We start from the raw sequence: 11,671 nt of genomic DNA on the forward strand, positions 1-11,671 counted from the left end.
CCCCGGCGTGGGTAGTGTCCACTGCTCAATCGAGTAGTGGACTCGAAGAATGGGACCCGCTAGCGTCGTTCAAGATCCTGCCAACCTCGATTCAATGGAATCGCGGCCCCTTGCGACTACTCAGATTGCGGATATTCAGAAGGTCGACCGACAAGGAGAAATTCCGGTGACGAATTTGAGGCGACCGCGGAGCCGACGCCTGGGGTACGCGGTGACCATCGTGACCGCGGTGACTCTGGTGGGATCACTCACCAGCGCCGCGCCTGCGGCCCCGCAGAAAGCGGCGGCTTTCGATCTCGATCACGGGAACGCCCTGATCGAAGTCATCTATCCGAAGTTCCAGCGGGTGTCGCGCGAGCAGAGCTCCGGCCGGTCCGTCTCGTTGACCGTGGATCACGCCATGCTGATAGAGATGCCGTGGTTCGACGCCATAGCCCCGTACCACCCCACGGCTTCAGGTATCTTCTCGGACCTCGGCCGGCGCCCGAGCGACGAGCACACGACGCGTAACATCAACATCGCCGTCATCTACTCCGCTTTCACCTCGTTCAACGAAATCCTTCCGCAGTACAAGTCGCGTTGGCTCGAGATGATGGAAGCGGCGGGCCTCGACCCCGACAACACCGAGGAAGACCCGACGACTCCGAGCGGTATTGGGATTCTCGCCGCCAAGAACGCCATGGCGGCGCGGGAGAATGACGGTTCCAACCGGGCGGGCGACGAAGGCGGTCGGGAGTACAACAAGCAGCCCTACGCGGACTACACGGGCTACCGGCCGGTCAACAGCGCCTACGAGCTGCGTAACCCGTCGCGCTGGCAGCCGAACGTGACCACGGTGAACAACGTCTTCAAAGAGCAGCAGTTCGCGACTCCCCAGTTCGGCCGGGTGCGGCCGTTCTCGTACGACAGTCCCACCCAGTTCAAGGTCTCTCCGCCGACGCAGAGCAACCACTTCAATCGCAAGGCGTACCAGCGTCAGGCCGACGAGGTCCTGAAAGCGTCGGCGAACCTGGACGACCGCCAGAAGATGACCGCCGAGCTTTTCAACGACAAGGTGCTGACCTTCGGGGCTGTCGCCGGCACTCCGGTGGTCACCGGGGGCAAGTACAGCACCGAGAAGATGGTGCACTACATCACCACGTCCGACGTCGCCTTTGTCGATGTCACCATCGCCACCTGGCACTTCAAGCGCAAATACGACTCGGTGCGGCCGTTCAGCGCGATTCACTACCTGTACGGGAAGAAGAACGTGACGGCGTGGGGCGGACCGGAGAAGGGCACCGTCAACGACATCACCGGGAACGAGTGGCAGAGCTATCTGAACATGAACTCGGCCGACCACCCCGAGTATCCCTCCGCGACTTCCTCACTCTGTTTCGCCTTCGCCCAGCAGGTACGGCGATTCACCGGCACGGACAAGATCGACATCAACTTCCCCGTCGCCAAGGGTTCTTCCCTGGTCGAACCGGGAGCCACCCCGGCCGGTGATCTCACTCTGCACTGGAGCAACTGGACCGATTTCGCCGACGACTGCGGTGAGAGCAGGGTCTGGGGCGGCGAGAACTTCCCTGCCTCGATCGATGCCTCGAACGAGTACGCGCCGGAGATCGGCGACCTGAGCTACGAGTTCGTCCAGCGCAAGCTGAACGGCGGCTGAGCTCCCCACCGACGCCGGCTGCCGACGACGCCTCCCCCCAGGCGTCGTCGGCAGTCGGCTGCTGTCTGCTGTCTGCTGTCTGCCAGGGGATTACGAAGCGCCTCGTACGCGTCGGACCACGGCGGCCGGGTCCGCGGGGGCGTTGTTCCCGCGCCAGGCCACATGGTGGTCGGGCCTCAGAAGTACGAGGTCGCGCTCCCATGTCCGCCGGGCGCCTGCGTCCGCCACCACCACGTGGCTGAGCGGCAGACGTTGAGCGGCCGCCGCTTCGAGGAGCGCGTCAGCGCTCCCGTCACCGGCGAAGTCGATGAGCGTGAAGGACGGGCCGAAGCGATCGAGGATCGGTGTCCCGTCCTCGAGCAGCAGGCTGGGCGGACGGGCTCCGGGCCAGGTCGTCGGTGTGTACTCCTGAGGGCTCCACGGCGGTCCGGGCGAGTCCTCGTGGCAGACGACGGGCGAGCCGTCGTAGCGGTAGCCCAGCTCGATTCCCGGGTACTCGTTCTCGCCCCGCTCCGCGTCGAGGAAGGACGCCACGGCCTCGATCGGGGCGCCCTCGCGCAGGAGTCGCCCCGCCTCGAGGTGCACGCCGAGGTGCCGGTGCGACGTACGCATGTTGCGCAGCCCCACCGGGTGGCGTTCGGCCTCGTAGCTGTCGAGCAGAGCGGGGCCGCCGAAGCCCTTCACGAGGGCGGCGATCTTCCATGCCGCGTCGATCGCGTCGCCGATGCCCGTGTTCATTCCGTACGCGCCGGTGGGGAACATTCGGTGAGCGGCGTCGCCGGCGAGGAGAACCCGTCCGGCGCGGTAGTGGTCCGCGATCATGAAGCCGGGGCGCCAGCGAGAGGTCAGCAGCACCTTGTCGATCTTCAGGTCCACCCGCATCGTGTCGCGCAGGAATGCCGCGGGATCGGCCGGTGGTGTGTCGAACTCGGCCGGGTCCACGCCGTTGACGTGCGCGGTCCAGGTGTCCACCTCGTCCTGGGCGATGATGATGTATCTGAAGGCGAAGTAGTGCCAGAACCGCCCGTGCCGGTGCAGGGTGTCCAGATCGCGGCTCTTGAAGTGCACCATGAAGGCGCCCGGCAGGCCGGGGACGTCGAAGCCCTCCTGGCCGATGCCCACCGCCGTGCGGACCTGGCTCGACGCACCGTCGCAACCGATCACGTACCGCGATCGCAGCCGGAGGTGATCGCCGGTCAGTACGTCGGCCAGGTGGCTGGTCACCACCTCGTCGTCCTGGGTGAGGGAGTCGAAGCGCAGGCCGCGGCGCAGCTCGATGAGCGGTTCGCGCCGGCAGTGGGCACGCAGGACCGGTTCCAGATCGATCTGGGAGATCCGCTGGCCGGGCTCGGCGGGCTGGGTGCCGTCGTTGTTCTCGGTGATACGCCGCCACTGCTCGGACACCGAGGGCAGGCTCCAGGTGGTGATCGGCTCACCCGCGAGGCCGGTGGACCAGATGACGTCGGCCGGATGCTCCGGCCCGGCACCGGCGGCCCGGACGTCGTCGGCGATCCCGAGTTGCCGGAAGAACTCCATGCTGCGGGAGTTGACGTAGTCCAGCTTCGGATGGACGGACGTCTCGAAGTCCCGGTCGACGAGAACGCAGTGAACGCCGTGGCGGGCGAGTGCGAGAGCGGTGACCATGCCGACCGGGCCCGCGCCCACGACAAGAACCGGTACCGGATCCACGATTGCCTCCCGAGGGGGTCTGGGGTGGGGCTGGGGTGGGGCTGGGGCTGGGCGCTTGGCGAGCGCAGAACGGTGTGGGGCGGTCGGACCGCCCCACACCGTTCGGGATTGCTCAGAGCGCTTCGCTGGACGTCCGTTTCTCCCGGTCGGGCTCGTCGACGCCGCGCGGGCCCGGCAGGTCCTTGCGGGCGTCGGTCCCCACGTCGGTACGGGCGGGGATGACGGCGCCGGTGAGGGCACGTACCCGCATCTGGGCGTAGCCGGCGTCGTTACGCTCGTCGCTGGTGAGCGTGCCGATGTAGCCGAACAGGAAGCCGAGCGGCGCGCCGAGGAGTCCGGGCTCGAAGTCCACGAACTTGAAGTCGGCGTCGGGGAACAGGGCGGCGGGGTCACCCGACACCCCGTTGGAGAACACGACCATGAACATGGTCACGGCGAGCCCTCCGTAGACCGTCCACATCAGTCCCGCGGTGTTGAAGCGGCGCCAGAACATCGAGTAGACGACCGCCGGCAGGACGGTGGCGGCCCCCACGTCGATCGATGTCGGAATGAAGACGTGGGTGAGCTGCGTCAGCATCACCATGCCCACGATGAGGGTCACGATTCCGATGACCAGTCCGTTGCGCCGTATGTCCTTCAGCTCGGTCGCCGGTTCCGGCTTACGGCCGCGGGCCGCGTTGATGTCCTTGGTGAAGCACATGACCGCGTTCATCAGCAGCACCGCGAAGACCGAGCCGACCGACAGCAGGGCCACCGCGCCGAGCGCGCCGGACGCCCACTGACCGCCGAGTTCGTCCGCGAGCTTGGGCAGGGTGATGTCGCGGTGGGCCGGGATCACGCCGATGTTCTTGGCGCCGAGTATCGCGATGGCGCCGAGACCGAGGACGATCATGCACTGGTAGAACCCGACAATGATCATCGACGCCCAGCCGGCCGACCGGCGCGCGGCGCGGCCGCTGGTGGCCACGAAGTAGCGCATGAAGAGGAACGGCATCCCCATGACCCCGACGGCGATGGAGAAGGTCTTGGACAGATGGACCCAGGGGTCCTGCCCCGAGTTCGGCGTGGAGCCCTCGCCGAACAGGCGGCCCGGACCCAGCAGGTCGAAACCGCGTTTGTCCGGTGCCGCGTTGGCCTCGGCGTCGTCGAGCAGGGCGAAGATGTTCAGCTTGTATCTGGCCATGACGATGCCGGTGAGTACGGCGATCAGGCCGACCACCAGAACCACCTTGAGCACCAGCATCCGGGTGATTCCGAGCATCCCGCCGACGTAGACGTACATGATGGCGACCAGACCGACGACGGCGACCACGATGGCCACCAGGGGCTTGTTCACCGTGGAGCTGGTGTCGAACATCCGGCTGGCGACCATACCGATCGCAGCCACCATGACGATCATGAACATGCCGTAGATCGTCAGGGTGATCACCGCCGACGCGATCCGCGCCGGGCGTTCGCGGGCGCGCAGCGCGAACAGATCGCCCATCGTGTGCCCGCCCACGTTGCGCACGGGCGAGGCGTAGATGAGTACCGCGAGCACGGTGGAGATCGTGAAGGCCGTCAGCAGGAGTACGGCGTCGAAGCCGTTCAGCGCGACATGCCCGGTGATGATGATCGCGGTCGAGTACATGATGGCCCCGCCGACCATCGCGAGGGCGTTCTGGCCGACACCGATCTTCCGGCCCGCGAGAAGGAAGTCGCCCCCGTCGCGTATGGTGCCGCCCGCCGAGCGCACCAGGGCGAACACCACGACCGCGAGGGCGATGGCCATAGCGGCGGCGATCGCCGGCGCCGCCCACGTGTTGTCCACCGGAGGCGGCGGAGCGGCCGCGAGAGCGGCACCGGTCATCATCGGGGATCTCCTTCCAGGTCCGCCCGGATCTGCTCACTGAGGGGATCCAGTCGGGTGCGGGCGAATCGCATGTACATCCCGGAGATCACCATCACGAGGTTGAGCGACAGGAATACGAACAGCAGGCCGACATTCATGGGGCCGCCTAGCCCCTGCCGGAAGACGCCCGGCGCGAAGGCGGCAAGAAAGATGACGAGGAGCCACCACCCGTAGAAGATGATGCTCGCCCGGATGATGAACGTATTCGATCGGCGCCGCAGAGTCTTGAACTCCGCGCTGTCATATACCGCGACATAGCGGTCACTTTCCGCTGCCGAATCCATCGCTCCCATGACACCTCCTCAATTTGAGGACGTCGTGATACGACGTCGTGATGTGGGGGTCGGTCAGTACGGCAGTCTCGGGCCGGAACACCCGCCCCGACATGGCCCATTCACGGGATTTCCGGCGGGCCGCGCGGAAATGGCGTGCGCCCCCGGGAACCGCGTGAACGTGTGATTCCCCGCGACCGCGGCCGGGCCGATGGTGGCTGAATGACCTCGGCGACGGAGATGAACACCTGGACGTACGACGACTTCACCAGCGTCGAACTCGACACCGCCCGCTGGCGAATCATGGCGACGAAGGGGGCCGACGGCGAAAGTCACCGCTACCAGGACCGCAACGCACTGGTGCGCACCGGGGACGGGCGACTGGAGCTGACCGTCGACCCGTTCACCCGCTTCCACGACACGGACCCCAGGCGGAACAACGCCAAGCAGATGTACCGGTCGGTGCGGCACTTCGCCGTGCCGGCGGCGGGACAGTTGACATTCGAGGTCGACATGGCGGTACGGACCTACCGCCAGATTCCCTACGATCTGCTCGACGCCTTCGGCACGGTGAACCTCTTCGACCTCGAGACCGGTGTCGTACTCAACGCCGCCGCGACCAACGACACCGTGTACGCGGTGGTCGAACGGCTGGTGATCCCCGGCGTGACCCACCCGCACGAGCACTACATCCACCGGGCCGTCATGGACGTAGCGACGGAGCCGGGCCGTACACACCGCTACGCCATCACCTACCGGGCCGAGACGTCGGAGGCCCGGTGGTACGTCGACGGCCAACTCGCCTACTGGGCACGGCTTCCGGTGCCGGTGACGGGCTTCGACGCGGGCATGGCCCTGTTCTCCGCCCGCGACCTCTCCCGCTACGCCCGCCGGGAGCGTGAGCACGGGCAGGGCGCGCGGGGCCGGTGGGGGCCGTGGCGGATCACGACCGGAGGCTGATCCGGCAGATGAGTCAGATCAGTCGGATCGGTCGGATCGGTCGGATCAGTCAGATGAGTACGTCTCCGCCGTCGATGTTCAGGTTGACACCGTTGATCGCGCGGTTCTCCAGCAGGAACGTGATCGCCTCGGTGCAGTCCCGCATCGTCACCGGCCGCTTGGTGAGCGCCCGCGTCTGCGCGGCCTCGCGTGCGGCCGGCTTGTCGTCCCAGAACGGCGTGTCGGCGACGATGCTCGGGTGCAGGGCGTTGACCCGGATCGGCGAGAGTTCCACCGCCAGCGTGCGGACCAGGGCCCCGATGCCGCCGTTGGCGGTCGTCACGGTCGTGGAGCCGGGGTAGGGCCGGTGGCTGGCGAGGCCGCCGAGCAGTACGACGGCGCTGTCGTCGTTCATCCGTGCGGCGAGGGCGTGCAGGACCGCCGTATAGCCGACGAGTTTCACCGTCAGCAGGCGCGTCGCGTCGGCCGGACGGTATTCGCGGACCGTGTTGTGGTCCCGGTGGAGTGCCGCGAGCACGAGCTGGTCGACGCGTCGTACGTCGGCCAGCCCGGCCACCACCCGCTCCGGGTCGGTCAGATCCAGCGCGAGCCCGCGCGTGTGCCCGCCGATCTCGTCCGCGACACCTTTGGTCCGTTCCTCGGAACGGCCGGTGATGATCACGTCGTTTCCTCGTTCGGCGCATGTCTCGGCGAAATGGCGCCCGAGGCCCGACGTTCCGCCGATGACAACGACATGAGTGCGATCCGGCATTGACGTGTCCCTCCGTGTCTCCGCATTCCCGGCCTCGTGGCCGGTCAGCCGAAGGTACCCCCGCCCTGTCGCCGGCGTTCACCCCGTATTCGCGGGATTTCGCTCGACTCCGCCCGCGTTCTAGAAAGCGACGTCGCCCTTGACGTGCCGCTGCACGAACTCGTAGGCCAGATCGCCGAATTGCACACCGAAGTCGATGGATCTCTCGACCGTCTTCGCGAAGTGCACCCCGCCCCACACCCGGCTGGTGGCGCAGTCCCGGACGAATTCCGTCCAGGTGGCGAAGTGCAGGGTCAGATCACGGGCGGGGGTGATCCCCGGCTCCACGAGCGAGGAGCCGGCGCGAGCGCTGTATCGCAGGTTCAGGACGTCGTCGTCGAAGAAGCGCCGGGCCGCCTGCGCCTGGGCGGAGCAGAGCGTGGTGGAGCCGGACGGGTAGTCGGAGTGGTCCCCCACGTTCAGATAGCTCGCCCACTCGTCGGCGGGCATGTCGTCCACGGTCCCCTTGCCGGGGCCGCCCCAGGCGGTGACCCGGGCGCTGCCGTACACATGCCGGACCGCGCTGAACGGGCGTACGGCGTCGTACGCCGCCTTGTGATGCCAGACGGCGATCAGCGAGTCGAACAGCGACACGGTGTTGGCGAAGAGCAGATGGACCCAACGGTCCAGGTCCAGCTCGCCGTGGGCCAGGGCCGCCGCGCCCACCGACATGCCGAGGCCCAATATCTTGTTGTCGAAGAACTCCGCCTTCGCCTTCTGCTCGTCGGTGAGGGCGGCCGACGCCGCCAGGATCTCGTCCACCGAGCGCTTGTAGTCGCGGGCCCGGGTGTGGTCGGTGTGCCGGGGCGGGGCGAGCTTGAACCGGCTCGGGTCGCGGAAGGTGTGTGCCTTCGTCAGGCGCATCTGCGGGGTGACGAAGTGCTGGACGGTGAAGATGCCCTTGTCGCCCCCTCCCCCGCCGAGACGGCGACTGTGGGGCCCCAGCTTCGGCTGCCAGCGGGAGGGGTTGACCAGGTCGAAGGCGGTGTTGACCGGCCGGTAGCCGGTGTAGTCCGCGTAGGGCTCGCCGTTGTACCGGCGCCCCTCGTCACCGAGCTGGTTCATACCGTCGCGCTCACTGGCCGCGACGACCGCCTTGCCGGCCAGATTGCCGATACCGACCGGACTGGTCGGGTCCTCGGACCTGTCGTCGGGGTCGAGGCCGACCGAGGTCATCAACTCCCGGAAAAGCGGCCCCCGTCCCGGCTCCACCCCCTTGATCACCTGGTACGAGGCGTGCAGGGCGGCGATGTTCCTGTTCCGGTTGGTGGCCGACTCGCCGGCCGGACGGCGGGCGAGCCGGGAGTGCACACCGACCGCGGTCGGGTGGTACGGCGCCAGCGCGTCGAACCACGCGGTGGTGGACAGATGGATGAACCGGTGCAGCACGGTCACATCCATGGGGGCGATGGCGTCCGTGGCCGGATGGAACGGGGCGATCAGCTCCAGGACGAAATTGCCGGTGTCGAAGTCGAAGTCGGCGGCCGACTCCGTCACCGGGCGGGCGGGCTCTCCGGCGGCGGCTGCGGTTCCGCTCTGCCCGAGGGTGGCGAGCGCCGCGGTCGAGGCACCGCCGAGCCCACTGAGCAGCAGCGTCCGGCGCCGCGGCGCGGATCCTGATCCTGATCCTGATCCTGTTCCTGTTCCTGATCCTGATCCTGCGACCGAAGAAGGTCTGAGTGTCGTCATGCGTGGTGTCCTCTTCGCTGATGGGCTGAAAACATCTGGGGGATGTACAGGGACGTACGGCTTCCTAGTGCCCCAACTCGGCGAGCACGTCGGCCGTGGACAGGGGCACCGCGCACCGGTCCGCGGCGTAGCGAAGCGCCATGAGGTGGTCGTCGAGCGTCAGGTCGGCCAGCGCGTCCGCCACGAGGAAGGGCTGGATGTCGCGGCTGAACGCGTCGCAGGCGGTGATGAGGCACCCCATGTGCGCGTAGACACCGCAGACGATGAGCTGGTCGCGTCCCGACCGCCGTAGCCGTTCCTCCAGGTCGCTGCGGAAGAACGCGCTGTAGCGCCATTTGGTGAGCACCGTCTCGCCCGGTTCGGGGGCGACTTCGTCGGCGATGGCGCGATCGGTCTCGTCGACACCCATGCCGGGTCCCCAGAAGTCGTGCAGCAGCGCGCGGTCCTGACGGCTCATGCCACCCGGCTGTGCCGTGTACATCACCGGTATGTCGGCGGCGCGTGCCGCCGCGAGCAGTTGCGCGACGTTGGCGACCAGCTCGGTCAGCGGCGACTGCCCGGCCGGGAACGGACGCAGGAAATATCGTTGCATGTCATGCACCAGCACGACGGCCCGGTCCGGGCGCGGGCGCCAGGGCACCGCCGGATTCGGCAGATCGCCGTCGCCGGGCATGCGGTAGGGCGCGATCGGGTTCATGGCCATGGTTCGCCTCCTGCTTGGTGTGTCGGACGGCGTCATACGTGCAGGGCCGCGCCGCCGTCCACGTACAGGTCGTGCATCGTGACGTGACCGGCCTGCTCGGACACGAGGTACGCGACCGCCTCCGCCACGTCCTGCGGCCGGGCCAGCTTCCGCAGCGGGATGCCCACGCGGTACGCGGCCGGGGAGCCTTCGATCACCTGCCGGGGATCGGCGTCCTCGTGGAACATCGAGCGCAGCATGGGTGTGTCGGTGGAGCCGGGCGAGACGACGTTGCACCGGATGCCGTAGTCGGAAAGCTCCAGCCCCAGACACCGGGTGAACTGGGCGGACGCGGCCTTCGAGGCGGCGTACGCGCCCATCTCCACGCGCGGCACGCCGGCGGCGTTGGACGCCACGGTCACGATCGAGCCCTGGCGGCGGCCGGTCATCCGTCTGGCCACCGCACGGGACATGTGGAACACCCCGCCCGCGTTGACCGAGAAGGTCTCCTCCCACTGACGGTCCGTCAGTTCGACCACCCGGCCGGTGTGCAGGACGCCGGCCGCGTTGACGAGGATGCCGATGGGCCCCTGTTCGTCCTCGACGCGCCGCACGAGCGCGTCCACCGCCTCGCTGTCGCAGACGTCGAGGCCGTAGCCGCGGACCGACCCGCCGCCGGCCGTGAGCTTGGCCACGGCGGTGGCGAGCGCGTCGGCGTTGCGGTCCACGGCCGCGACATGTGCTCCCGCGCCCGCCAGAACGCTCGCCACGGCGGCGCCGATGCCCTGCGCCGCGCCGGTGACCAGTGCGATCTTCGACTCGATTCCGGTCAGTTCCATCATCAGCTCCCGCTGGTCGTGGCGGCGTGCTCGGCGTCGTACCCGAATAACCACTCGTGCCCGTCCAGACCCGATGAGGTCTGGGCGGCGGTGTCGCGACGGCGCTGCGCGTCCCCGTCGGCCAGATGGAAGGTCTTCGCGTTGTTACGGGACCGGCCCTGGATCCGCGTGGTGCGCGCGAGGCGGATCCGCTCGTAGCGGCGCAGGGCCGCGCTCAGGCCCCCGGTGCCAGTGCCGGTGCCCGCGTCGGCCAGGCAGACCGCGAGCACGAACGCGTCCTCGATCGCCTGGTTCGCGCCCTGGGCCTGGAACGGCAGCATCGGATGCGCGGCATCGCCGATGACGGTCACCCGCCCCGAGCCGAGCCGGTCCACGCTGTCGCGATCGTGCAGCGCCCATCTGCTGACCGTCCGCGCCGCGCCGAGCAGTTGTACGACGTCCGGGTGCCAGCCCTCGTACGCGGCCACGAGTTCGGCGGCGTCGCCCCGTGCCGACCAGGACTCCTCCCGCCAGTCGGAGGCGGCGACGGTCGCGCCGAAGCTCACCTGCCGGCCGGCGGACACCGGATAGCACACGCAGTGCCGGTCCGGTCCGAGCCACAACCGCACACGGGGTTCGGCGAGCAGATGGCGCACTCGGTCGGCAGACACGAGGCCCCGGTAGATCGTCTGCCCGGAGTAGCGAGGCCGGTCGGCGACCAACTGCTCCCGCGCGACCGAGTGAATGCCGTCGGCGCCCACGACCAGGTCGGCCGCGACCGTCGAACCGTCCGACATGTGCAGCACCGCCGCGTCGGTGTCCTGTGTGACGGCGACGCAACGGGCCCCGAGGTGCACCTGGTCGGGTGGCACGAGCGAGAGCAGAGCGCTGTGCAGGTCCGCGCGGTGCACGGTGTAGTACGGCGCCCCGAAGCGGCTGTGGCACTCGTCGCCCAGCGGGGTGCGTTGCAGCAGCGTGCCGTCGTCCCAGCGGCGCATCTCGATCGCCCGCGGTGCGACCGCGACGTCGCGCAGGCGTTCCCCGAGTCCCAGCCTGCGCAGCAACCGGGTGGCGTTGGGCGCCAGTTGTACTCCCGCGCCCACCTCGGCCAGGTGCTGCGTCTGCTCGTAGACGTGGCAGTCGACGCCGGCCCGGCGAAGGGCGGCGACGAAGGTGAGGCCGGCGATTCCGGCCCCGGCCACGGCCACCCTCATCTGAGGCAT

The 11,671-nt window shown here is 68.4% G+C and carries 10 protein-coding genes; 2 read left to right on the forward strand and 8 right to left on the reverse strand.

Features of this window, described 5'->3' with window-relative positions:
* Positions 1-220: 220 nt before the first annotated feature.
* On the forward strand, positions 221-1,657 hold the full coding sequence (locus OG329_RS02645; RefSeq protein ID WP_405792399.1) for a vanadium-dependent haloperoxidase: 1,437 nt from the start codon (positions 221-223) through the stop codon (positions 1,655-1,657).
* 90 nt (positions 1,658-1,747) lie between these two features.
* On the opposite strand, the gene OG329_RS02650 is transcribed toward OG329_RS02645, so the two are convergent.
* The 3 genes from OG329_RS02650 to OG329_RS02660 all read right to left on the reverse strand — a co-directional run bounded on the left by OG329_RS02650 (position 1,748) and on the right by OG329_RS02660 (position 5,530).
* Positions 1,748-3,346, reverse strand: a complete 1,599-nt coding sequence (locus tag OG329_RS02650; protein WP_405792401.1) for an FAD-dependent monooxygenase — start codon at positions 3,344-3,346, stop codon at positions 1,748-1,750.
* Between the two features lie 112 nt (positions 3,347-3,458).
* Positions 3,459-5,198 (reverse strand): cation acetate symporter, encoded by a 1,740-nt coding sequence (locus tag OG329_RS02655; RefSeq protein WP_405792403.1) that lies wholly within the window; start codon positions 5,196-5,198, stop codon positions 3,459-3,461.
* Positions 5,195-5,530: a DUF485 domain-containing protein gene (locus OG329_RS02660; RefSeq protein ID WP_405792405.1), complete on the reverse strand. Its 336-nt coding sequence runs from the start codon at positions 5,528-5,530 to the stop codon at positions 5,195-5,197. Before OG329_RS02660 ends, OG329_RS02655 begins: the two co-directional genes overlap by 4 nt.
* Positions 5,531-5,731: 201 nt before the next feature.
* Here OG329_RS02660 and OG329_RS02665 point away from each other — a divergent pair, with 201 nt between their 5' ends.
* Positions 5,732-6,469, forward strand: a complete 738-nt coding sequence (locus OG329_RS02665; protein WP_405792407.1) for a DUF6081 family protein — start codon at positions 5,732-5,734, stop codon at positions 6,467-6,469.
* Positions 6,470-6,518: 49 nt separating this feature from the next.
* On the opposite strand, the gene OG329_RS02670 is transcribed toward OG329_RS02665, so the two are convergent.
* From OG329_RS02670 to OG329_RS02690, 5 genes are all read right to left on the reverse strand, one after another.
* Positions 6,519-7,220, reverse strand: a complete 702-nt coding sequence (locus OG329_RS02670) for an SDR family NAD(P)-dependent oxidoreductase (RefSeq protein WP_405792408.1) — start codon at positions 7,218-7,220, stop codon at positions 6,519-6,521.
* A 120-nt stretch (positions 7,221-7,340) separates the two neighbouring features.
* A complete protein-coding gene (locus tag OG329_RS02675; RefSeq protein ID WP_405792410.1) occupies positions 7,341-8,948 on the reverse strand; it encodes a DUF6851 domain-containing protein in 1,608 nt (535 codons plus the stop codon).
* Between the two features lie 64 nt (positions 8,949-9,012).
* On the reverse strand, positions 9,013-9,651 hold the full coding sequence (locus OG329_RS02680; RefSeq protein ID WP_405792412.1) for an isochorismatase family protein: 639 nt from the start codon (positions 9,649-9,651) through the stop codon (positions 9,013-9,015).
* 32 nt (positions 9,652-9,683) lie between these two features.
* Positions 9,684-10,469, reverse strand: a complete 786-nt coding sequence (locus tag OG329_RS02685) for a 2,3-dihydro-2,3-dihydroxybenzoate dehydrogenase (protein WP_405792414.1) — start codon at positions 10,467-10,469, stop codon at positions 9,684-9,686.
* Between the two features lie 2 nt (positions 10,470-10,471).
* Positions 10,472-11,671: an FAD-dependent monooxygenase gene (locus OG329_RS02690; RefSeq protein WP_405792416.1), complete on the reverse strand. Its 1,200-nt coding sequence runs from the start codon at positions 11,669-11,671 to the stop codon at positions 10,472-10,474.

The sequence above is a fragment of the Streptomyces sp. NBC_01506 genome, assembly GCF_045040295.1.
GTDB lineage: Bacteria > Actinomycetota > Actinomycetes > Streptomycetales > Streptomycetaceae > Streptomyces.